Origin of the sequence: Verrucosispora sp. WMMC514, from assembly GCF_027497295.1 — a bacterium.
Classification (GTDB): Bacteria; Actinomycetota; Actinomycetes; order Mycobacteriales; family Micromonosporaceae; genus Micromonospora; species Micromonospora palythoicola.
Genome location: NZ_CP114906.1, coordinates 4926517 through 4949786, shown reverse-complemented (window position 1 = coordinate 4949786; position 23270 = coordinate 4926517). Strand labels below are relative to the sequence as shown.

Sequence of the window (23270 nt, the reverse complement as noted above, 5' to 3'; positions counted from 1 at the left end):
GTCGGAAACGACCGCGAGCGGTTGACCACACATGTCCAATGATGCCCGGCGCCGTGGCGCGCCACCGGCCGGGCCGTCAGGCAGCCTACCCGCAGCCGTACCCGCCACCGCCGCCTCAGTCACCCACGGCCTTGAACAGGGCGGCGACCTCCGCGTTGGTCAGCCTCCGGGTCCGCCCGGCACGCAGGTCGCCGAGCCGGATCGGCCCGATGGAAGTACGCACCAGCCGGCTCACCGGGTGGCCGACCTCCGCGAGCAGCCGCCGTACGATGTGTTTGCGGCCTTCGTGCAGGGTCAGCTCGACCTGGGCGGTACGCCCCAGACTGTCCACCACCCGGAAGGCGTCGACGGTCACCGGGCCGTCCTCCAGCTCGATCCCGGCCGACAGCCGCTTACCCAGGTTGCGCGGGATCGGGCCGGAGACCTCGCACAGGTAGGTTTTCGGCACCCCGTAGGAGGGATGCGTCAGCCGGTGCGCCAGGTGGCCGTCGTTGGTGAGCAGCAGCAGCCCCTCGCTGTCGGCGTCGAGCCGCCCGACGTGGTAGACGCGTTGTTCGACCCGGTTGCCGAGGAAGTCGGCGAGCGCGGTGCGTCCCTTCTCGTCCGCCATGGTGGAGACCACCCCGCGCGGCTTGTTCATCGCCAGGTACACCAGCCGGGTGTCGGCCGCCAGCCGCTCGCCGTCGACGTGGATGACCGCCGTGGTCGGGTCGACCTTGTCGCCGAGCTGCGCCACCCGCCCGTCGACCGTCACCCGCCGCCGGAAGATCAGGTCCTCGCAGGCCCGCCGGGAGCCGACACCGGCGGCGGCGAGCACCTTCTGCAGGCGCTCCGGGCCGGTGTAGACCGGGGCGTCGGGGCGGGGGGTGCGGTCATCGCGCGGCATCGGCAAGCTCTTCCACGTCGTCGGGCAGGAACGGGGCCAGGGGCGGCAGGTCGTCGAGGCTGTTCAGGCCGAGCTTCTCCAGGAACAGGGTGCTCGTCCGGTACAGGTGGGCCCCGCTGTCGGACTCGATGCCACATTCCTCGACCAGGCCGCGAGTGACCAGGGTACGGATCACCCCGTCGCAGTTGACACCGCGGATGGCGGAGATGCGCGACCGGGTCACCGGCTGCTTGTACGCCACCACCGCCAGGGTCTCCAGCGCGGCCTGGGTCAGTCGCACCGACTGCCCGTCGAGCACGAACCGCTCGACGTAGGTGGCGTATTCCGGCCGGGTGTAGAGCCGCCACCCGCCCGCCGCCCGCCGCAGCTCGAAGCCGTGACCGGCGGCGGCGAAGCCGGCGGCGATCTCGTCCAGCATCGGGCCGATCCGCTCGGCCGGCTGCTCCAGCACCTGGGCGAGGACCAGCTCGCTCACCGGTTCGTCGACCACCAGCAGGATCGCCTCCAGCGCGCCACGCAACTCCGCGTCGTCGAGTTCCGGCGGCGGCTCCGCTACCGGCCGGGCCCTCGCTGCTGACCGCTTCCGCCCCGGACCCGAGGCCCCCTCCCCCGAGACATTTGCCCCCAGGTCACGTCCCGAGACCCCCTCCCCCGTGACGCCCTCTGCCGAGACCCCCTCCCCCGTCTCTCCATCATCGCCGACCCGCCCCCCAGCGCGCTCCTCGACCAGTTCGATCTTGGACGAAGACCGACCCTGGAGGGGCACCTGCGGACCAAGATCTGCGGCGTCCGCGGCGGGTGGGGTGGGGTCGGTGGGTGGGGTGGGGTTCTCTGGTGGGGCGGGAGCCGGGCGCTGCCACGGTGGAATCCAGGCGGCGGCCTGGTCGGCCAGGGAATCCGGCCGCTCTTCGTTGCTCATCCAGCTTGCTCCTCGGTCGTTCCCATCGCCTCAGCCTGGCCGGGCCCAGCACCCTCGGCATCAGAGCCTTCAGCGCCAACACCGCCCACGCCAGCCCTCGCACGAACACCGCCGTCAGCATTGACACCACCGACACCGACACCGACAGCACCAGCACCAGCACCAGCACCAGCACCAGCCTCGCCGAGCCCAGCACCGCCAGCATCGGCGTCACCGGTGCTCGCAGTGTCACCAGCACCGTCCGCCGCCACCGGTCCGCCATCCGGCGGCGGGCCAGCAGGCGACTCCGGCCCGGAAGGCGGTTCGGTGGAGGGCTCGGGTGGGGTGCCCGCGTACTCGTCGATGGTCAGGGCCGGGCCGCCGTCGGCCGGACCCGTCCAGCGGACGGTCAACTCCTCGAGCGCCTGCTCCTGGGTGAAGGCCACCACACCCTGCCGGTACAACTCCAGCAGGGCGAGGAACCGGGCCACCACCTCGAGGGTGGCCTCGCAGTCGGCACAGAGCAGCGAGAAGCTGGCGGTGCCGGCCCGGCGCAGCCGTTCGGCGATGATGTCGGCGTGCTCCCGGACACTGACCCGGACCATGTGCACGTGGGCGACGGAGACCTCGGGTACCGGTTTCGGGGTCATCGCCCGTACCGCCAGCTTGAGCAGCCGCTGCGGGCCGATCCCCAGCACCAGGTCAGGCAGGGCCTCGGCGTAGCGGGCTTCGAGGGTGACGGCCCGGGGGTAGCGGCGACCGCCGACCTCCTCCAGCGCGGCGATGTGCGCCGCCGCCTCCTTGTAGGCCTTGTACTGCAACAACCGGGCGAAGAGCAGGTCCCGCGCCTCCAGCAGGGCCAGGTCCTCCGGGTCCTCGACCTCGGCGGCGGGCAGCAACCGCGCGGCCTTCAGGTCGAGCAGGGTCGCGGCGACCAGCAGGAACTCGCTCGCCTCGTCCAGGTCCCAGTCGTCGCCCATGGCCCGGATGTAGGCGATGAACTCGTCGGTCACCTGGTGCAGGGCGACCTCGGTGACGTCGAGCTTGTGTTTGCCGATCAGTTGCAGCAGCAGGTCGAACGGGCCGGTGAAGTTGGCCAGCCGTACGGTGAACCCGGTCGCGTCCGTCGGCGCGGGTGGGTCGGCCACCACGGGCTGCGGTGCCGCCGGGGCGGTCGGGTCGAGGGGCGGGGCGCTCACGCCGACGACGGTAGTCCACGGTCGGGACACCTCGGTTCCGCGCCTCCTACCGCTCGGCCTGCGCGGCGATCACCTCGCGGGCCAGCTGACGGTAGTTGCGGGCCCCCGAGGAGGCCGGGTCGAGCGTGGTGATGGGTGAGCCGGCGACGGTGGACTCGGGGAACTTCACGGTCTTGGTGATCACGGTCTGGTAGACCTTGTCGCCGAACGCCTCCACCACCCGCTGGAGCACCTGACGGCAGTGGGTGGTGCGGCTGTCGTACATGGTGGCGAGGATGCCCTCGAGTTCCAGGTCGAAGTTGAGCCGCTCGCGGACCTTGTCGATGGTGTCCAGCAGCAGCGCCACCCCGCGCAGGCTGAAGAACTCGCACTCCAGCGGGATGAGCACGCCGTGCGCGACGGTCAACGCGTTGATCGCCAGCAGGCCCAGCGACGGCTGGCAGTCGATCAGGATGTAGTCGTACTCCTTGCGGATGCTCTTGAGCACCCGGGCCAGGGCCATCTCGCGGGCCACCTCGTTGACCAGTTGGATCTCGGCGGCGGAGAGGTCGATGTTGGCCGGCAGCAGGTGCAGCCCGGCCACGTCGGTCTTGATGAGCACGTCGTCGGCGGTGACGTCGTCCTGCATGAGCAGGTTGTAGACCGACAGGTCCAGGTTGTGCGGGTTGACGCCCAGCCCCACCGAGAGGGCACCCTGCGGGTCGAAGTCGACGAGCAGCACCTTGCGGCCGTACTCGGCCAGCGCGGCACCGAGGTTGATCGTCGTGGTGGTCTTGCCGACCCCGCCCTTCTGGTTGGCCATCGCGATGATGCGGGCCGGCCCGTGTCGGTCGGTGGGCATCGGCTCGGGGATCGGCTTACGCATGGTGTAGGCGGCCGGGTCCGCCGGGCCCAGATCCGAGCCGAGGGCGTTCTGCTGCTCGCGGAGCTCCGACGTCCAGGTCTCGGCACGGTCACCGTTGCCAGCCATGTCCTCGTTGCCCCCTCCCGGCGACCGTGCGGCATCGGAGCCGCCCGACGTCCTTCGCGGCGCCGCTGCGCACCCCGGTCCACTCGCCGCGAGGGCCGCGCCATGCCGACTGTACGCCACCGGCCAGCAGGGCGTTCGGCACCCGCTCGGCGTGTCGGACGGCGGCTGCGGCCACCGGCAGGTCAGGCCACCGACGCGCGCTCCACGGCGGCACGCATCGGCTGCCACCGCACCGGCGATCACGGGCCGGACGGCGGTCGGTGCAGCGCGCGGGGATGGGCGGTGGCGTAGACCTCGCGCAGCCGTTCGACGGTCACCAGGGTGTAGACCTGGGTGGTGGTGACCGAGGCGTGCCCGAGCAGTTCCTGCACCACCCGCACGTCGGCCCCGCCGTCGAGCAGGTGGGTGGCGTACGAGTGGCGCAACGTGTGCGGCGACACGGCCCGGGGGCCGTCGACGGTCAGCCCCGCCCGCTGCGCGGCGCGGCGCAGGATGCCCCAGGCACCCTGCCGGGTCAGCGGCCCACCCCGGGCGTTGAGGAAGATCGCCGGGGTGCCCCGGCCGGCGGCGGCCAACCCCGGTCGGGCACGCACCAGGTACGCACCGAGGGCCCGCAACGCGTATCCGCCGATCGGCACCAGCCGGGTCCGGCCGCCCTTGCCGCGCAGCACGGTCACCCCGTCGTCGAGGTCCACATCGTCCACCGCGGCGCCCACCGCCTCGGAGATCCGCGCCCCCGTGCCGTAGAGGAACTCCAGCAGGGCCCGGTCCCGCAGCGCCAGCGGCGCGGTGTCGCCGGCCGCGTCGACCGGTCCGGCGGTCTCCAGCAGCGCGACCACGTCGTCGAGCGGCAGCGCCCGGGGCAGCCGTCGGGACGCGGCGGGGGGCCGCACGTCGCGGCTCGGGTCGGCGCCGGTGAGGCCCTCGCGCAGCGCGAACCGGTGCAGTCCGCGTACCGCGCTGGCGGCTCGGGCCGCCGAGGAGACCGCGAGGGGCGGGTGCCCGTCGGCGCCGGCTCGCAGCCGGGCCAGGTGACGTTCGATCTCCCCGGCGGAGACGGCCGACAGGTCGGTCACCCCGGCGGTGGTCAGCGAGCCGAGGTAGCGGTCCAGATCCCGGCGGTACGACGCGAGGGTGTTCGCGGCCAGTCCACGTTCGACGGTGAGGTGGTCCAGGTAGCCGCGGACGGCACGGCGCAGGGCCGGCGCGGGCTGCTCGCCCCCACCGGTCCCGTCCGGGGTCGGTCGCTCGCCGGTCAGGCCAGCACCTCGGTCAACGGCAGGGTGGGCAGGCCGTGCGCCTCGGCGACCGGACCGTAGACCACCTGTCCGTCGTGGGTGTTCAGGCCCAGCGCCAGCGCCGGGTCGCGGCGGGCGGCCTCGCGCCAGCCGTGGTTGGCCAGTTCGAGGGCGTACGGAAGGGTGACGTTCGTCAGCGCGTAGGTGCTGGTGTTCGGCACCGCGCCGGGCATGTTCGCCACGCAGTAGAAGATCGATTCGTGCACCCGGTAGACCGGGTCGGCGTGGGTGGTGGGTCGCGAGTCCTCGAAGCAGCCGCCCTGGTCGATGGCGATGTCGACGAGTACGCTGCCCGGCTTCATCCGGGAGACCAGCTCGTTCGAGATCAGTTTCGGCGCCTTCGCGCCGGGCACCAGCACCGCGCCGATCACCAGGTCCGCGTCCAGCACCGCCCGCTCGATCTCGTACGCGTTGGAGGCGACGGTCTGCAGGTGGCCCCGGTAGATGGCGTCGGCCTGGCGCAGCCGACCGACGTTCTTGTCCAGCAGCAGCACCTCCGACTGCAGGCCCAGGGCGATCGCGGCGGCGTTCATGCCGGACACGCCGGCGCCGATGACCACGGTCTTGGCCGCGTACACGCCGGAGACGCCGCCGGGCAGCACCCCCCGGCCACCGCCGGTACGCATCAGGTGGAACGCGCCGACCTGCGGGGCGAGCCGTCCGGCCACCTCGGACATCGGGGCGAGCAGCGGCAGCGACCGGTCCGGCAGTTCCACGGTCTCGTAGGCGATGCCGGTGATCCTGCGGTCGAGCAGCGCCTCGGTGCAGTCCCGGGAGGCGGCCAGGTGCAGGTAGGTGAAGAGCACCTGTCCCGCGCGCATCCGGTGGTACTCCTCGGCGACCGGCTCCTTGACCTTCAGCACCAGCTCGGCGGCCTCCCAGACCTCGTCGGCGCTCTCCAGGATCTTGGCACCGGCGGCGGCGAACTCCTCGTCGGTGATGCTCGACCCGAGCCCGGCGCCGGCCTCGACGAAGACCTGGTGACCGCCGCGGGTGAACTCGTTGACGCCGGCCGGCGTGATCGCCACCCGGTACTCGTGGTTCTTGACCTCGCGTGGGATGCCGACCTTCACGATGCTGACACCTCTCTTCGGGGCACGTTCACCCCGACTGCGCGGCGCCGCGGCGGCCCCATTGCCACCCCGGTCGACCGGTCCCGCCGGCGGCAGTCTAGGCGGGACCGCAGCTCAGCGGAGCCTGCACTGTGACACCTGCTCGCCGCGGCCGTTGACGATGTGTCAGGTGTGCGGCCCCGCCCGGCGGTGCCTGTCACATCAGCCGTGCGGACGGTGTTCGGCACCATCGTCCCATCTGGTGCGCACCGGTGCGGACAGCGACCGAGGGATCACTACTGTGTCGCTTCATGACCACTCCTCCCATCCCACCCGGGTATCCCCAGGGCGTTTCCGACAAGAGCAAGGTCGTCGCGGGTGTCCTCGGCATCGTGCTCGGTTTCTTCGGCGCCGGCCGGTTCTACATCGGTGACGTCAAGACCGGTGTCCTGCAGCTCGTCGTGAGTGTCTGCACGTTCGGCTTCGGCAGCATCTGGGGCCTTGTCGACGGCATTCTGATCCTGGTGAACGGCGGCGTCGACGCCCAGGGCCGTCCGCTGCGCGACTGACCCGTGACACCACGTGGGGGCCGGGCGGTGCACCGCCCGGCCCCCACACGCCGTTCCCACCCAGCCTGACGAGATCCGGCCCACCTCGGGCGGGCACATCGCGCCGGGTCAGCGGGGCAGCGGCGCGTCCGCCCGGCGCAACCCCGACCAGCCGGCGTCGCGGGCGCGGGCGGCGGCCAGCAGTCCCGCCACGCACGGTCCGTTGCTGATCTCACCGGCCAGCACCATGCCGACCGCCTCGTCCAGGTCGATCCGGACGATCTGCAGGTCGGCCTCCTCGTCGTGCCGGTCGTGTCGCTGTTCGGCCGGCACCTCGCCGAGATCCCGGGCCAGGAAGACCCGGACCAGCTCGTCGGTGAACCCGGGCGAGCTGTGCACGTCGACGAGCACGTCGAGCCGGCCGGCGGTGAGGTCGACCTCCTCGGCCAGCTCACGCGTCGCCGTCACGGCCGGATCCTCCCCGGAGACGTCGGTCAGCCCGGCCGGCAACTCCCACAACCGCCGGCCGACCGGCTGGCGGTACTGCCGGATCAGCACCACCTGACCGGCGTCGTCCAGCGCCACCACCGCCACCGCGCCGACGTGTCGCACCAGGTCACGCGCCGCGGTGCCACCGCCGGGCATGGTGACCTCCTCGGTGACCACCTCGAAGATCCGGCCGCGGTAGCGCAGCTCCCGCGAGCGCACCTCGTAGCGGTGCTCGACGGCGCTCACCGGCCCACCACCGGGTCACCCGTTCCGACAGCGGCCCGGATCGCCCCGTCGATTCGTACGGACCGTCCGCTCACGAGGCCGAGGCCGCCTTCGTGGCGGCGCCGTTGCGGGTGGCCCGCTCGGCGGTGGCCCCGTCCAGATCGACCGGGAGCTGGTCGGCGTGCGAGTACGTCACCGCGGCGTGGACGAAGGCGGCGAACAGCGGATGCGGCCGGGTGGGGCGGCTCTTGAGTTCCGGATGCGCCTGGGTGGCCACGAAGAACGGGTGCAGGTCCCGGTCCAGCTCGACGAACTCGACCAGCCGACCGTCCGGCGAGGTGCCCGAGATGTGCAGCCCGGCCTTGACGAGCTGGTCGCGGTAGGCGTTGTTCACCTCGTACCGGTGCCGGTGCCGCTCGCTGACCTGGGTGCTGCCGTACGCCTCGGCGACGATCGACCCCTCGGTGAGCGTCGCCGGGTACGCGCCCAGCCGCATCGTGCCGCCCAGGTCGCCCTTGCCGGCGACGATGTCCTGCTGATCGGCCATGGTGGCGATGACCGGGTGCACCGCCTCGGCGTCGAACTCCAGGGAGTTCGCGCCGTCCAGGCCGGCCAGGTGCCGGGCCACCTCGATGGTCATGCACTGCAGGCCCAGGCAGAGCCCGAGCAGCGGAATGCCGTTCTCCCGGGCGTACCGGGCGGTGCCGATCTTGCCTTCGATGCCCCGGACGCCGAACCCGCCGGGAATGACGATGCCGTCCACCCCGGCCAGGGCCGCCGCCGCACCGGTCGGGGTGACGCAGTCGTCGCTGGGCACCCAGCGCAGCTGCACCCGGGCCCGGTGGCCGAAGCCGGCCGCCCGGATCGCCTCGCTGACCGACAGGTACGCGTCGGGCAGGTCGACGTACTTGCCGACCAGCGCGACGGTGATGGTGTGCCGGGGCTGGTGCACCCGCTCCAGCAGGTCGTCCCAGCCTTCCCAGTCCACGTCCCGGAAGGAGAGGTTCAGCCGGCGCACCACGTACGCGTCGAGCCCTTCCCGGTGCAGCACCTTCGGGATGTCGTAGATACTCGGCGCGTCCGGCGCGGCGATCACCGCCTCGGCGTCGACGTCGCAGTAGAGGGAGAGCTTGTGCTGGAGCTTCTCCGGAATGTCCCGGTCCGAACGGCAGACGATGGCGTCGGGCTGGATACCGATGCTGCGCAGCTGCGCCACCGAGTGCTGGGTGGGCTTCGTCTTCAGCTCACCGGAGGGGGCGAGGTAGGGCACCAGCGAGACGTGCAGGTAGAAGCAGTTGTCCCGGCCCAGGTCGTGGCGGACCTGGCGGATCGCCTCCAGGAACGGCAGCGACTCGATGTCGCCGACCGTGCCGCCGACCTCGGTGATCACCACGTCCGGGGTGCGGCCGTCGTCGTCCGGGTCGGCCATGGCCAGGATCCGGGACTTGATCTCGTTGGTGATGTGCGGGATCACCTGGACCGTGTCGCCCAGGTACTCGCCGCGCCGCTCCTTGGCGATCACCTCGGAGTAGATCTGGCCGGTGGTGACGTTGGCCTTGCCGGACAGCGCCCGGTCCAGGAAACGCTCGTAGTGGCCGACGTCGAGATCCGTCTCGGCACCGTCCTCGGTCACGAAGACCTCACCGTGCTGGAACGGGTTCATCGTGCCCGGGTCGACGTTGAGGTACGGGTCGAGCTTCTGCATCACCACACGCAGGCCGCGCGCGGTCAGCAGGTTGCCGAGGCTGGAGGCGGTGAGCCCCTTACCCAGCGAGGAGGCGACGCCTCCGGTGACGAATATGTGCCTGGTCGTCCGTGCTGAAGGGGCCAAGGCCTGCTCCCGTGTCGTCCGTCGCGGTCGTGCAGACCGCCGAGCCGATCAGCGAAGTGATCACGCGATCCACGGGATTCCACGGTAACACCTCCCCGACGGCCCTCCGGTGGCGCACCCGGGTACCGCCGCCGAGTCACCCGGTCGCGACCTCGGCCGACGACCGCCCGCCCGAACCACCACCGTCCGCAACGCCACCGTCCGGACCGGCATCGCCCGGGCGAGGAGCGCCACCGGACGGGCCGCCATCGGACGGGCCGCCATCGGACGGGCCGCCATCGGACGGGCCGCCATCGGACGGGCCCGGAGCGCCCGGACCGCCAGCGGACGGCCCGCCGTCAGCCGGGCGGTCCAGCCCCGGCCTGGTCCGGTCCGCCGAGTGGTCGAGCACCCGCAGCGCCGACAGTGCCGCCATCGGCACCACGACGGCCGCCGCGGCCCCCGCCACGTCCAGCGCCGCGGCACCCAGCAGACCGCCGATCACCGCCGCCACCGCGGTGCCCGCCATCGCCGCCCGGATCGCCGGGTAGATGCCGAACAGCCGCATGAGCCCGCCCCAGGGCTGCAGCAGCGCGAACCAGACCAGCAGCGCCCCCGCCAGCGCCAGCACCGTCAGCGGGCTGTTGACGAGCGTCTCGAAGCTGGCGGCGCTGGACCGCTGCACGGTCAATCCGCCGGTGCCGTCGCCGAGCGCGGCCAGGAACCGGCCGAGGCTGCCCCGCTCCGCCGGGTCCCGGCCCAGATCCACCACCGCGAACCCGACCGTCAGGGCCAGCCCGGCCATGGTCGCCCAGGCCAGCCGGGTCAGCGTCAGCCAGCCACCCGCGCTGATCGCCGCCGCCACGCTCACTCCGGCGGTCAGCGCGATCGCGCCGATCGAGTCGGCACCCAGGTACGGGCTACCGACGATCACCACGGCGGCCCCGCCCACGATCACCATGACGGTCGGTCGCCAGCCACGACGTACCCGCTGGGCGAGCCAGCCGGCGCTGAGCAGGGCGGCGGCGACGAACACGCCGAGTCCGACGGTGCCCAGACCCGCGTAACGGCCACCCTCCAACGCGGAGTAGCCCACCACCCCGTTGAGCTGCAACCGGGCACCGGTGACGACGTCCAGGCCGACGGCCAACGTGGTCAACCCGGCCACCGCGCCGAGCGGACCCAGGGTGCTGCGGTAGCCGGGGGCGAGCCGTACCAGCAGCGTCGTGGCCGCCAGCAGCACGGCGGTCAGCCCGGCGAACGAGGCCGCCGGATGGGCGAAACGCCACCACGGAGCGGCCTCGGCGACCAGCGCCGCCGGTATCGCGAGGGCGGCGGCGACCAGCAGCACCTCCACCGTCGCCACCACCGCACGCGGCACCGGTTTCGGCCCGTACGGTCCGGCGTGCCGGCGGGCCCGGCGCAGCAGCGGCAGCACCGCCACCGCGAGCGCCACCTGAACGACGGCCAGCAGGACGAAGAACCCGCCGGCCACCTCCCGCTGGGCGGCGGCCTCCCGATCCGCGTCCGCCGGCTCGGCGATCGCGGCGGACAGGTCGGCGGGCCGGTCACCGACCGACTCGGCGGGCCGGCCGAGGAAGGGCCGGTCCGGCATCGGGCGGCCCAGGGCGGCCAGCGCGGTCGGGGCCAGGTCGATCAGTTGCAGATACCCACGGCGGTCCGTGCTGGGCGAGGTCAGCCAGCCCTCCTCCCAGCCGGGACCGTGGGCGACGGCCACGTGCAGCCGGGACGGCCGCTCGGTGTCGCTGACCCCGGCGACGATCACCAGTGAACGTGGCGGTCGACCGGCCAGCACCCGGGCCAGTTCGGCGTCGGCGGATTCGGCCGCCGCCGCCCGCACCGCCGGATCCTCGCCCGCCACCGTGCCAAGGTCGACGATGCTGAGCACACACGAACCAAGCAGTCCGGCCGGTTCCTCGGGCAGCGTCGGCGCGTACCGGTCGACCCGGCCGAACGGGCGGGCGGCGGCCACCGCCGCGCCCGGTCCGACCGCCACCGAGCACCGCACCGACTCCGACAGCGCACCGGGCACCGTGCCCCACGGCAGCCGCTCCTGGTTGTGCAGGACCACGCTCTCCTGGTCCGGCAGGTTCGCACCGATGCCGTCCGGCTGGTCCACCGTCACGTCGACGGGCGCACACTGCCCGTCCCCGTCCCGGTTGCCGGGCCAGGCGGCGAAGCTGCCCGCGCCGAGGGTCAGCCAGCCGTCCACGGGACAGGTGGGCCGGTGCGCCGAACGCACCGACAGTGACCCGATCGAGCCTTCCCGGGCCAGCCGCCACAACGTCGGCGTACGCTCCGGGTCCACGTCGTCCCAGCGCAGCCCGGCCACCCCGACGAGGACCACGTAGTCGGCGCTCGGTCGAGACGGTGGACTCTGCGGGCGGGCGGCCAGCGCGGTGACCCCGAGCGCCACCACCAGCACGGTGAGCAGGATCGGCGCGATGCGGCGCAGCATCACCGGCGTCCCGTCGACGGGGTGTCGGCGCCCGGCGTCGCCGGCCCGGCCGGGCCGGGCACCAGCTCGGCGTAGAGCGCCAGCAGTTGGGCGAGAGTCTGCGTCTCCGTCGGCCAGGTCGACGCCCGCGCGGCACCGCGCCGCGCCAGCTCGGCGCGGCCGGCCTCGTCGTCGAGCAGGCCCCGCACCGCCGCGTCGACCGCGTCCACATCGCCCGGGGACACCAGCACCGCCGCGTCGCCGACCAGTTCCGGCAGCCCGCCCACCGCGGTCGCCACCAGCGGTACGCCGGCCCGCAACGCCTCCTGCGCGAACAGTTGACGGGCCTCCCAGTCGCTGGTGACCACCGCCAGGTCGGCACCGGTGAGCAGGTCAGCCACGTCGGTGCGGTGCCCCAGCAGGGTGACCGGCGCCCGGGCGGCGCTGATCCGCGCGGCCAGCGGCAGGTAGGCCGGTCCGCTGCCGGCGATCACGACCACCGGCGGCGGGGTGCGCTCGCGCCAGCGGGCGGCGGCGTCCACCAGCACGTCGTACCGCTTCTGCGGATGCAGCCGGCCGACCGACAGGATCAACGGCTGGTCGGCGGCGACGGCGAACTCGGCCCGCACGGCGGCCCGGCGACGACGCGGCGCGGGCAGTTCCGGAGCGGCGACCGGGGCGACACGGGCATCCTGGGCGCCCAACGCGACGGCCCGCGCCACCAGGTCGGCGGAGGCACCGAGGGTCACCCGGGCACCCCGCGCCACGATCCGCTCCACCAGCCGGGACACGGCACCGCGTACCCCGCCGGCCAGCACGGCGTTGTGCCAGGTGACCACGAGTGGAGCCACCGGCCGGGCCAGCACCGCCACCAGCCCGGCGCGCAGCCCGTGCGCGTGCACCACGTCGGCCGGCTCGGCGGCGAGCAGCCGGCGCAGCGTGCCCACCGCCCGGGCGTCAGCCGGCGTGGGACTCGCCGGGATCTCCACCGGCCGGAACCGGGCACCGGCAGCCACGAAGTCGAACTGCTCCTGGGTCGCCGCCGGCCCGCAGACCAGCACCGGCCGCCCGGCCGCGACCAGCCCCCGCGCCACCGACCGGACATGCTGGCCGACCCCGCCGGTGCTGGACGCCAGCAGCAGCACCACCGTCCCCGGCCCACCGGCGACGGCCGCCGACCCGTTCGACGCACTCACCGGACCGACCCTTCGTTCGCGACTGCGGGGCTCGCAAGCTCACTCCTCGCGCTCACCGAACCAGCCTTCCGTTCGCGACTGCGGGGCTCGCAAGCTCACTCCTCGCGCTCACCGAACCAGCCTTCCGTTCGCGACTGCGGGGCTCGCAAGCTCACTCCTCGCGCTCACCGGGACGCCTCCTCCTTCCGGTCGGCTGGCCGGGCCCGGCGCAGGCGTCGACCCAGGCCGGTCAGCAGTGGCCGCAGGTCCTGCCGGTCGACCAGCCACACCACGGCGAGGAACACGACAGCGACCAGGACTCCGGACAGCATGCCCTGCATCAGTGCCGTCCACCGCGCCGGGGGGTCGCCCCCGGCGTCCAGCAGCCGCAGCGTCGCCACGGCCACGACGGCGGCCGTACCGCCGGCCAGCAGACCGGCACCGGCGGCCCGTCCGGCACCGGCAAGCGCCTCCCGTCCGGCCGACCGGGCGACCGCGACCAGCAGCAGCGCCCCGAGCAGCAGCATTCCCGCCGAGTTGGCCAACGCCACCGCCAGCACCCGATCGGCCACCGGGAGCAGCGCCGACAGCGGAAGCAACACCAGCGGGACCGCCAGCCAGCCGGCGGTGATGGTGACGGTCGCCGCCCGCGTCGCACCTCGGGCGTACAACGCGCGCGACAACACCGCGAACAGCCCGTACCCGAGCAGCCCCGGCGCGTAGCCGGCGATCGCGGCGGCGGTCGCGTCGCTGTCGAGCGGGAAGAACCGACCGATCGGACCGGCCGCACCGACCAGCGCCGCGGCACCGAGGAAGCTGCACAACAGCACCCCACGCAGCGTCGCCGACAGCACCTTCCGGTAGGTCGGCTCGTCCGCGCCCGCCGCCGTGGCCAGGGCCGGGTACGCGGCGGTGGCCAGCGGCACCGCCAGCACCGCCCAGGGCAGCAGGTAGAACGTCTGCGCCAGATTGAACACCTGGAACGCCTCGGTCCGACCGCTGGAGAGCCGATAGAGGATGACCGCCAGCGCGACCTGCTGGGCGGTGACCGTCACCACGCCGGCCACCGCCAGCCCGCGTACCCGGACCCGGGCGTCGGCCGGCAACGCGTACCCGGGGCGCAGCGGCAGCCGCAGCCGACGCAGCGGGATCAGCAGCGACAGCGACAGCACCACCACGCCGAGGGTGGTGCCCACCGACAGGACCAGCTCACCGCCGCGGCCCGCCTGCGCCACGCTGGCGCCGGTACCGGCGACCCCGGCGAAGACCAGGTAGACCACGACGACCGTGAGGCTGGACAACAGCGGGGCGATCACCGGCCAGGCGAACCGGCGGTGCGCCTGGAGCACGCCGGTGAGCACGATGCCGACGCCGTACAGCGGCAGTTGCGGCGCGAACACCCGCAGCATCCGGGCGGCGGCCGCCAACTCCTGCGGTGACCGGCCGTCGCCGAGCGCGTTGATGATCGGCCCGGCGCCCAGCGCCACCAGCGCCGCGAGCGGCACGAGCAGCGTCACCGTCCAGGTGAGCAGCGCGCCGGTGGTGGCCGCGACCGTCCGCCGGTCCCCCGCCGCGACCGCTCCGGCGAGCAGCGGTACGACCAGGCTGGCCAACGCCCCACCGGCGACGATCTCGAAGATGATGTTCGGGATGGTGTTCGCGAGCAGGTACATCGCGCCCAGGTCGCTGCCCTGCACCACCCAGGTGAACACGGCGGTACGCCCGAATCCGGCCAGCCTGCTGAGCACGGTGAGCGCGGCGATGAGGGCGGCCGCTCCGGCCACCCGGCCGGCGCCGACGAGGGGGGCCGGTCTGGTCACGTCAGTCGGCGCGTCGGCCCAGCGCGTCGAGTTCACGCAGCCCCGGCGTGCTCGCGATGACCTTCGTGAAGCTCACCTTCTCGCTGGCGGCGGTGAGCCCGGCGAGGACGGCCAGCAGCCCGGCCCGGCCGACCGGGCCGGTACGGGCGGCCAGCGCCACCCCGAGCACCGCACCGAGGGCGTTCGCGCCGCTGTCGCCGAGCATCACGTCCTCGGCGAGGTCGGCGGGGAGCAGCCCGGCGGCGGCACCGGCCGCGCCCGAGGCGATCCCGCCGTGGCGGCCGCCGCTCAGCGGGGCACCGAGCAGCAGACCCGACTTCAACGCCCGTCCCGGACGCAGGTCGAGCAGGTTGACCAGGTTCGCCGTGCCGGCCACCACCCCGGCGCCGAGCAGCACGTCGACGCCCCGCCCCACCGCGCCCGGTCGGCGCCGACGGGGATGCCCCGCCACGTCGCGATCGGCGGCGAGCAGGACCGCCGCCCCCAGACCGGCCGCACCCACTCCGACGATCTTGACGAGGCCGGCGGTGACCCGGCCCTGTCGCAACGCGGCCAGGTGCCCGGCGAAACCCTTGGCCGCCTTCTGCTCCGGGCGGGCACCGACGACGTCGTCGTAGAGGCCCACGGCCCCGGCGCCGAGCCCGGCGACCAGGGTGGCCGCCGCAGCCGGCACGCTCGCCGCTCCGCAGGCCGCGGCGCCCGAGGCCGCCAACGCGAGGGCCGGTCCGCCGGCCAGGGTCACGGTGCGTCCCCGGAAGTTGGTCCGTTCCAGAGCCGGCGCGGGCGGTGCGGTGCGGATCACGCGGAGCGCGTACCGGGCGGCGACCGCCCCGGCCCCGGCCACCAGGAGTCGACCGAAGACCGTCACGTCACCGTCCCGCTCACTCACGCCATCCCCTCCCGCCGGCCGGCGGAGATCGTCGGATCGGGCACCTGATGCCCGTCAGGCAACTGAACCCCCGTCAACCCGCCCCGCTCGGCGTGGGCGCACCTCCGGCGACCCGTCGACAGGTCCGCCCCCGCAAAGGGCGGAAGGGTTCACTGGGGCAGTCTAGGCACCAGCGAGGCAGCGCTGTCACCGACGCCGAAGTGACCGGCCTTACGGTCGGCGAGCTGCTGCACCAGCGCCAGGGTGGTGACCAGTTGCCCCTGGACGGTGTTGGCGTTGTCGATCGTCGAGATGGTCTGGGCGAGCACCGCGTCACCCCGGACGAAGGCCACCAGGTTCCCGCCGGCCGAGCCGTTGCCGGCCACCACGATCGCCCCGGTCCGGTCGAACTGCTCGGCGATCTTGACCACGGACTCGTCCTTCTTGGCGGAGTCCTTGTCCACGTACGGCTGCCCGCTGACCACCACGACGGCCTCCGCCGGTGCGGTGATCCGGTCGCCGGTGGTCAGGTAGTTGGCGTTGCCGTACGCGGCCAGCACCGCCCGCCGGTCGGCCTCGGTGACCGGCTCGGCGCCGGCGGGCTGGTCCAGCAGCACGGTGGCCAGCAGGGCGCTGGAGGTCTCGACGCCGTGACCGTTGCCGGGTAGCCCCGCGGTCGGCGCGTCGGTCGGTCGGGCCGCGGTGACCGCCAGTTCGAGCAGGTCGTTGTTGTTCTCCGGGTTGATGAACTTGTCCTGCAGGTCGACCCGCCCGGTGACGTCGGCACCGGCCAGCTGGAGCATGTTGAGCACCCCGTCGGTGTGCTCGCGACCGGTGGGCAGGCTGAGCACCAGCACCCGCTTGCCGCTGAGCGTGCCCGGCAGCATCACCTGGGCCATCTCGGCGGCGAACTCCTCCTCCAGCTCCAGTTCCCGTTGCATGTTCTGGACCGCCTGGCGCATCTGCTGGTTGTCCTTGCGCAGTTCGTTGACGGTCTCCCGGAGCGAGTCCGCGACCGGACCGTTGAGCGCGGCGGTACCCACCACCAGGCCGATCGCCAGGGCGAGGAAGACCGCGGTCAGGGACACCACGTGGTACCGGAAGTTGATCACGCTTGAAGCCTCTTGATCGGTCGGGAGCTAGAAGAGCTGGCCGAGCTGGAACACGAAATTGTCCCACCACTCGGAGACCACGCCCAGGTACGCCTTGCCGACGGTGGAGACGGCCACCGCCGACGCCATGGCGGCCAGCGCCGACAGGACCAGCAGCAGCAGGGACGACCCCGAGATGCTCTGCCGGTACAGCCGGCTGACGCCCTTGGCGTCGACCAGCTTGCCACCGACCTTGAGGCGGGTGAGGAACGTCGACGCCATGCCGCCGCGCCCCTTGTCGAGGAACTCGACGAGCGTGGCGTGGGTCCCCACCGCGACGATCAGCGAGGCGCCCTTCTCGTCGGCCAGCAGCATGGCGAGATCCTCGCTGGTGGCGGCGGCGGGGAAGGTCACCGCCGGCACACCGAGGCCGTTGACGCGGGGCAGTCCCGGCGCCCGCCCGTCCGGGTACGCGTGCACGATGACCTCGGCGCCGCAGCGCAGCACGTCGTCGGTGACCGAATCCATGTCACCGATGATCATATCGGGGGTGTAGCCCGCCTCGACCAGGGCGTCGGCGCCCCCGTCGACGCCGATCAGCACCGGCTTGAACTCCCGGATGTACGGGCGCAGCACGTCCAGGTCGGCCTTGTAGTCGTAGCCCCGGACCACGATCAGACAGTGCCGGCCCTGCACCTCGGTGGCGATCTCGGGCACTCCGACACCGTCGAGCAGCAGGTCGCGCTCCTGCTTGAGGTAGTCCATCGTGTTGGCGGCGAACGCCTCCAACTGCACCGACAGGCCCTCCCGGGCGTCGGTCATCGCCTTGGCCACGCTCTCGGCGTCCTGGAGGCTGCCGTGTGCCACCGGATCGTCGTCCAGGTAGACGGTGTTGCCCTCGATGCGCACCGTGTCGCCCTCACGGATCCGCTCGAAGACGCCCTCGCCAAGGTCGTCGAGCAGCGGGATGCCCGCCGAGATCAGCACCTCCGGCCCGAGGTTGGGGTAACGGCCGGAGACCGACGGCTTGGCGTTGAGCACCGCACCGACACCGACCGCGACGAGCGAGTCGGCGGCGACCCGGTCCAGGTCGACGTGGTCGATGACCGCGATGTCGCCGGGGCGGAGCCGGCCGACCAGCCGTTTCGTACGGCGGTCCAGGCGCGCGGTGCCGAGGATCTGTCCCGGTTCCGCGTTCCGGGCCCGGCGCAACGTGGGTAGACGCATCGTGACCATCCTGGCATGTGAGGCAGGGGAATCTGTCGCGACATGCCTGAGCAGGGCCGCCTACCCAGGGAAGCACACATGGGCGAAGGCCGGTGTGCCTCCGCTCACAATCGCGGTCTCAGGACCGCCGTTCCCTGGCCGCCACGGCCAGGAGTTCCTCGGCGTGGGCGATACCCAGATCCGAATCCGGCAAACCCGCGAGCATCCGGGCGAGTTCCCGGGCCCGCTCGGTGTCCTCCACCACCCGGACGCCGCTGGTGGTGACCGCGCCGCCGGTGTCCTTGGCCACCACCAGGTGCCGGTCGGCGAAGGCGGCGACCTGCGGCAGGTGGGTCACCACCAGGACCTGGTGGCTGCGGGCCAGCCGGGCCAGCCGGCGGCCGATCTCCACCGCCGCCTGGCCACCCACGCCCGCGTCGACCTCGTCGAAGACCAGCGTCGGTGGGCCGCCGGAACCGGCGAAGACCACCTCGATGGCGAGCATCACCCGGGACAGCTCGCCGCCGGAGGCACCCCGTTGCAGGGGCAGGGACGGTGCGCCGGGGTGGGCCAGCAGCCGCAGCTCGACCTCGTCGCCGCCGTCGGGTCCGACGCCGACCTCGACCCCGTTGACCGGCAACGTCGGTTCGGCCCGACCGGCGGGTCGGGGCAGCACCGCCACCTCGATCCGGGCGTGCGGCATCGCCAACCCGGCCAGCTCGACGGTGACCTGCTCGGCGAAGCGCGCCGCCGCCTCCTGCCGGGACACCGACAGCCGGCCGGCCAGCTCGGCCACCTCACCGGCCAACCGGGACGCCTCCCGATCCAGCTCGTCGAGCAGCTCGTCGGAGTTGTCCAGCTCGGACAGTCGGGTCCGGGCCCGCTCCGCCCAGGCGATCACACCGTCGACGTCGTCGGCGTACTTGCGGGTCAACGCGCGCAACGCGGCCCGTCGCTCGTAGAGGGCCTGCAGCCGGGCCGGATCGGCGTCCAGGCCGGCGAGGTACGTGGACAGCTCCACCGACACGTCGGCGACGAGCGTGGCCGCCTCCTCCAGGCGCACGGCCAGTTCACCGAGCGCCGGATCGGTGCCGGCCTGCGCCTCGAGCGTGCGCCGGGCGGTGCCGAGCAGCGTCGAGGCGTCGGGCGTGTCGTCGGTGGCCTCCAACCCGCCGGCCACGCACTGGTGGGCCAGCTGAGCCGCGGTACGCAGACCTTCGGCGTGCTCCAGTCGTTGCGCCTCCGCCTTCAGCTCGTCGTCCTCACCCGGCTGCGGATCAACCCGGGTGATCTCGTCGAGGCCCAGCCGCAGCAGGTCGGTCTCCTGGTGGCGTTCCCGCGCGTTGCGTCGCCGGTCGGCCAGGTCGTCGACCACCCGACGCCAGCGGGTGAACGCGTCCCGCGTCGCGTCGAGCAGCTTCTCGTGCTCGGGACCGGCGAACCGGTCCAACGCGGCCCGCTGCTCCGCCGGGCGCAGCAACCGCAGCTGGTCGGACTGGCCGTGGACCGCGACGGCCTGCTCACCGACCTCGCCGAGCATCGACACCGGCATCCCGCGACCACCCAGGTGGGCCCGGGACCGACCCTCCACCGTGACCGTACGGCTCAGCAGCAGGCAGCCGTCCTCGTCGGGTTCACCTCCGGCGTCGATGATCCGGGCGTGCACCGTCTCCGCCACCCGGCCACCCAGACGCAGCCGGCCCTCGACGACGGCGCGGCCAGGTTCGGCACGCACCCGGCCGGCGTCGGCCCGACCACCGAAGAGCAGGCCGAGCCCGGTCACCACCATCGTCTTGCCGGCACCGGTCTCGCCGGTGATGACGTTCATGCCGCCGGTCAGCGGCAACGTCGTGTCCTCGATGACACCCAGTCCGGTGATGCGTAGCTCCTCCAGCACAGCAACCGACAGTAGACGCGTGGCCCGACACTTGACCAGCCGGCGCGGCCGCCGACGTCAGCGACGGTTGCCCCGCCAGCCGTGCACCGGAAGGTCGAACTTGGCCACCAGACGCGCGGTGAACGACCGGTCCCGCAGCCGGACGACGCGTACCGGCAGGGCGCCCCGCCGCACCGTGACCCGGGCGCCGGGAGGCAGGTCGTAGACCCGCCGCCCGTCGCAGCAGAGCACAGCCAGCGTGGTGAACGGGTCGACGGTTATCGTCATGGTGGAGGTGGGGGCCGTCACCAGCGGCCGGCTGAACAAGGCGTGCGCGCTGATCGGCACCAGCAGCAACGCCTCTACCTCGGGCCAGACCACCGGCCCCCCGCCGGAGAAGGCGTACGCGGTGGAGCCGGTGGGCGTGGCGCAGACCACGCCGTCGCAGCCGTACCGGGACAGCGGCCGCCCGTCGACGTCCACCAGCAGTTCCAGCATCTGGGCCCGCTCGCCCTTCTCGACGCTTATCTCGTTGAGGGCCCACGACTCGATGGTCGGCCCGCCGTCGAATTCGGCCGTCACGTCGAGGGTCAGTCGTTCGTCGACGCTGTAGTTGCGGCTGACCACGTCACGTACCGCCACGTCGAGATCGTCGATCTCCGCCTCGGCGAGAAACCCGACCTTGCCGAGGTTGATGCCGAGCAACGGCACCTTCGCCGGCCGGGCCAGCTCCGCGGCGCGCAGGAACGTGCCGTCCCCGCCGAGCGCGAAGACGATCTCGGCTCCCTCGGCCGCCTCCGGCCCGGTCACCGGTACCGTGCCCGGCAGGTCGAGGTCCTCGGCCTCCTCGGCCACCACCCGCACCTCGAATCCGGCGGCGATCAGGTCCGCGGCGACCGTACGGGCATGCTCGGTGCTGCGCCGTCGGCCGGTGTGCGTCACCAACAGGGCGGTGCGGGTCACCGTGACTCCTGCCCGGGAACACCGCGCCGATGGTCAACTCGCCGGGACCGGCTCACGCGGCCGCCCCGCTCCGCTCACCGGCGGCGCGCGCCGCCACGCTGCCGCGCCAGACGGTTCGCTCGCTTCGCTCGCTCACGTCGCCGCCCCGCTCCGCGCGCCGGCGACGCGAGCCCCCGCGCTGCTGCGCCAAATGGTTCGCTCGCTTCGCTCGCTCACGTGGCCACCTCCTCCGTCGCCTCGTCCGGCCGGTCGCCGGACGGCACCGGGCCGCGTGGCCCGGCCGTCACCACGGTCCGTACCCGGTCCGGGTCGGCCGGTGGCGCATCCCGGCGTAACCATACGAAGAACTCGACGTTGCCGCTCGGCCCGGGCAGCGGGCTGGCCGCCAGGTCCGCCAGCCCCAACCGCAGCGTCGCGGCCGCCGCGGCGACATCCAGCACCGCTCGCGCCCGAAGCTCCGGATCGCGCACCACCCCACCGGCGCCGACCCGCTCGCGACCCACCTCGAACTGCGGTTTGACCATCAGGGCCAGGTCACCGTCGGCCCGGGTGCACGCCGCCAGGGCCGGCAGCACCAGCCGCAACGAGATGAACGACAGGTCGGCGACGGTCAGGTCGACCGGGCCACCGATCGACTCGGGAGTCAGCGTCCGCACGTTCGTGCGTTCGTGAACCCGCACCCGGGAGTCATTCCGCAGCGACCAGGCCAGTTGGCCGTAACCGACGTCCACCGCGACCACCTCGGCGGCGTCGGCGCGCAGCAGCACGTCGGTGAAACCGCCGGTGGACGCCCCGGCGTCGAGGCAGCGTCGACCGGCCACCACCAGCCCGGCGGTGGCGAAGGCGGCGAGCGCGCCGGCCAGCTTGTGCCCACCCCGGGAGACGTACTCCGAGGTCGGGTCGGCACCGCTGACCAGCAGCGGATCGGCGGGATCGACCATGGCGGCGGCCTTGCGGGCCGGCACCCCACGCAGCTGCACGCGGCCGGCCTCCACCAGCGCGACCGCCTGCTCGCGGGAGCGGGCCAGACCGCGACGGACGAGTTCGGCGTCCAACCGGTTACGCCGTGCCATGGACGGACGCGCCTCCTCAGGCCTGGTCGATGGTGGCCAGCGTCTCCCGCAGCGTCTGGTACGCGGCCTCGTACTGTGCGATCTGGTCGGCGGGGCCCAGCGTCGCGGCGTTGGCGATCGCCTGCACGGCGGCGTCGACCGCCGGATGAGTGTCGTCCTGCCCGTTCTCGCCGGTCCAGCGCTGCGGCGGTGGGCCGGGGCGCGGACCGGTCGGACCTGGCAGCGGCGCGGTCATGCCGCCCCCTCGCGCGGGGCCGGCCCGGCACGGTGGCCGGGGGCCGTGTCGCCGCGTGCGGCCCCGACGGGACGCCCGGTCACGCGACACCGTCCGGGCGCGGCGGGCGCGGCGGCGCGGCCTTGGCCGGTCGCGGCGCCGGCTCACCATCGGCGGTACGCACGACTGTGCCGCCTCCCTTCGTGGCCACGGTCTTCTTCGCCACCGCCTTCTTCGCGACCGCCTTCTTCGCGACCGCCTTCTTCGCCACCGTCTTCTTCGCGACCGTCTTCGCCGGTGGGGCCGCGGCTGCGGTCGGCGGGGTGCCCACCGAGGGGCTGTCGGCGGTGCCGGCGGTCGTCACGGGACCGGGCGCGGTGCCGCCGGTGGGAGACCCGCCGGTAGCCCGGAGTTGGCGTTCCAACTCGCGCACCCGGCGGTCCAGTTCGGCGACCTCCTCAGCGGTGGCCAGGCCCACCACACCGAGCGCCCGCTCGACCTCGAACCGCACCAGCTTGGTCAGGGCCTCACGGTTGGCCGCGCCGGTCGACCGCAACTCCTCGGCCAGGGTCTGCAGCTGAGCGGCCGTGGCACCGGTTGACCCCATCGCCCGGCGTACCGCGTCCTGTGCCTTCTTCCGGGGCGCCTCCGTCAGGCCCATGGCCAGTTCGAGGTAGGCGCGCCACGCGTCCTGCATGCCTGAGTCCTTTCGCCCGGCGGCTGTGCACGTGTCACGCTACCGGGCCGTCGGAACCGTCCCGTGCGGTACGGTGCCGGGAGACGACGTGGTGTGGCGAGGAGGCGATCGGTGGCCACGGTGGACGAGTGTCGGCAGGCGTTGCAGGATCTGGCCGCCCGGCTCGAACGCAACGCGGAGACCGTCCGTGATCGCGTGGACCTGGATCGCACCCTGGCCTGCCGGATCACCGACCTGGAGACCGCCTTCCACGGTCGGATCACCGGCGGCCGGCTGGTGGAGCTCGCCGACGGCGACGACCCGAAGGCGAAGATCGCCATGAGCACCACCAGTGACGATCTGGTGGCCCTGGTGCGCGGTGACCTCGACGTCACCCGCGCGGTCGCCAACCGCCGCGTGTCGATCAAGGCCAACCCGTTCGACCTGATGAAGCTGCGCAAGCTGCTCTGAGCCG

General features: G+C 73.3%; 21 protein-coding genes. 2 read left to right on the top strand and 19 right to left on the bottom strand.

Annotated features, from left to right (window positions below; translation table 11 throughout):
• Positions 1-115: 115 nt before the first annotated feature.
• From O7597_RS23025 to ald, 6 genes are all read right to left on the bottom strand, one after another.
• The gene (locus O7597_RS23025) at positions 116-886 is read right to left on the bottom strand and encodes a pseudouridine synthase (protein ID WP_269740830.1); all 771 of its coding nucleotides are present in this window, start codon (positions 884-886) and stop codon (positions 116-118) included.
• Positions 873-1805, bottom strand: a complete 933-nt coding sequence (gene scpB / locus O7597_RS23020) for an SMC-Scp complex subunit ScpB (RefSeq protein ID WP_281580660.1) — start codon at positions 1803-1805, stop codon at positions 873-875. Before scpB ends, O7597_RS23025 begins: the two co-directional genes overlap by 14 nt.
• Positions 1802-2935, bottom strand: coding sequence for a ScpA family protein (locus O7597_RS23015; protein ID WP_281583306.1), 1134 nt, complete (start codon positions 2933-2935; stop codon positions 1802-1804). Before O7597_RS23015 ends, scpB begins: the two co-directional genes overlap by 4 nt.
• A 94-nt stretch (positions 2936-3029) precedes the next feature.
• Positions 3030-3953: a ParA family protein gene (locus O7597_RS23010; RefSeq protein WP_164450082.1), complete on the bottom strand. Its 924-nt coding sequence runs from the start codon at positions 3951-3953 to the stop codon at positions 3030-3032.
• A gap of 239 nt (positions 3954-4192) precedes the next feature.
• A complete protein-coding gene (locus O7597_RS23005) occupies positions 4193-5212 on the bottom strand; it encodes a site-specific tyrosine recombinase XerD (RefSeq protein ID WP_281583305.1) in 1020 nt (339 codons plus the stop codon).
• Positions 5209-6324 carry an alanine dehydrogenase gene (ald, locus tag O7597_RS23000; protein ID WP_281580659.1) on the bottom strand — a complete coding sequence of 372 codons (1116 nt, stop codon included), beginning with the start codon at positions 6322-6324 and terminating at the stop codon, positions 5209-5211. The genes O7597_RS23005 and ald overlap by 4 nt, the downstream gene beginning before the upstream one ends.
• 236 nt (positions 6325-6560) lie before the next feature.
• Here ald and O7597_RS22995 point away from each other — a divergent pair, with 236 nt between their 5' ends.
• Positions 6561-6872 (top strand): TM2 domain-containing protein, encoded by a 312-nt coding sequence (locus O7597_RS22995; protein WP_332317185.1) that lies wholly within the window; start codon positions 6561-6563, stop codon positions 6870-6872.
• A 108-nt stretch (positions 6873-6980) separates the two neighbouring features.
• Here O7597_RS22995 and O7597_RS22990 read toward each other — a convergent pair whose 3' ends face one another.
• The 13 genes from O7597_RS22990 to O7597_RS22930 all read right to left on the bottom strand — a co-directional run bounded on the left by O7597_RS22990 (position 6981) and on the right by O7597_RS22930 (position 22816).
• Positions 6981-7586, bottom strand: a complete 606-nt coding sequence (locus O7597_RS22990; protein WP_269740826.1) for an NUDIX hydrolase — start codon at positions 7584-7586, stop codon at positions 6981-6983.
• A gap of 70 nt (positions 7587-7656) precedes the next feature.
• Complete coding sequence (locus O7597_RS22985; protein WP_164450078.1) at positions 7657-9396, bottom strand: CTP synthase; 1740 nt, start codon at positions 9394-9396, stop codon at positions 7657-7659.
• Positions 9397-9532: 136 nt separating this feature from the next.
• Complete coding sequence (locus O7597_RS22980) at positions 9533-11854, bottom strand: hypothetical protein (RefSeq protein ID WP_281580658.1); 2322 nt, start codon at positions 11852-11854, stop codon at positions 9533-9535.
• Positions 11854-13029, bottom strand: coding sequence for a glycosyltransferase family 4 protein (locus O7597_RS22975; protein ID WP_281580657.1), 1176 nt, complete (start codon positions 13027-13029; stop codon positions 11854-11856). The genes O7597_RS22980 and O7597_RS22975 overlap by 1 nt, the downstream gene beginning before the upstream one ends.
• 164 nt (positions 13030-13193) lie before the next feature.
• Positions 13194-14828 (bottom strand): lipid II flippase MurJ, encoded by a 1635-nt coding sequence (locus tag O7597_RS22970; RefSeq protein WP_281580656.1) that lies wholly within the window; start codon positions 14826-14828, stop codon positions 13194-13196.
• Position 14829: 1 nt separating this feature from the next.
• A complete protein-coding gene (locus O7597_RS22965) occupies positions 14830-15696 on the bottom strand; it encodes a hypothetical protein (RefSeq protein WP_281583304.1) in 867 nt (288 codons plus the stop codon).
• 170 nt (positions 15697-15866) lie between these two features.
• Positions 15867-16808 carry a copper transporter gene (locus O7597_RS22960; protein WP_269737400.1) on the bottom strand — a complete coding sequence of 314 codons (942 nt, stop codon included), beginning with the start codon at positions 16806-16808 and terminating at the stop codon, positions 15867-15869.
• 27 nt (positions 16809-16835) lie between these two features.
• Positions 16836-18014 carry a putative cytokinetic ring protein SteA gene (gene steA / locus O7597_RS22955; protein ID WP_269737399.1) on the bottom strand — a complete coding sequence of 393 codons (1179 nt, stop codon included), beginning with the start codon at positions 18012-18014 and terminating at the stop codon, positions 16836-16838.
• Between the two features lie 118 nt (positions 18015-18132).
• Positions 18133-19890, bottom strand: coding sequence for a DNA repair protein RecN (gene recN, locus O7597_RS22950; protein WP_281580655.1), 1758 nt, complete (start codon positions 19888-19890; stop codon positions 18133-18135).
• Positions 19891-19947: 57 nt separating this feature from the next.
• Positions 19948-20832: an NAD kinase gene (locus tag O7597_RS22945; RefSeq protein ID WP_164450072.1), complete on the bottom strand. Its 885-nt coding sequence runs from the start codon at positions 20830-20832 to the stop codon at positions 19948-19950.
• A gap of 212 nt (positions 20833-21044) precedes the next feature.
• Positions 21045-21905, bottom strand: coding sequence for a TlyA family RNA methyltransferase (locus tag O7597_RS22940; RefSeq protein ID WP_281580654.1), 861 nt, complete (start codon positions 21903-21905; stop codon positions 21045-21047).
• Positions 21906-21921: 16 nt separating this feature from the next.
• Positions 21922-22140, bottom strand: a complete 219-nt coding sequence (locus O7597_RS22935; protein WP_281580653.1) for a hypothetical protein — start codon at positions 22138-22140, stop codon at positions 21922-21924.
• Positions 22141-22219: 79 nt separating this feature from the next.
• Entirely contained in the window at positions 22220-22816 is a 597-nt protein-coding gene (locus tag O7597_RS22930; protein WP_281580652.1) for a hypothetical protein, read from the bottom strand.
• Between the two features lie 111 nt (positions 22817-22927).
• On the opposite strand from O7597_RS22930, the gene O7597_RS22925 reads away from it, so the two are divergent.
• Complete coding sequence (locus O7597_RS22925; RefSeq protein ID WP_164450069.1) at positions 22928-23266, top strand: SCP2 sterol-binding domain-containing protein; 339 nt, start codon at positions 22928-22930, stop codon at positions 23264-23266.
• Positions 23267-23270: the final 4 nt, after the last annotated feature.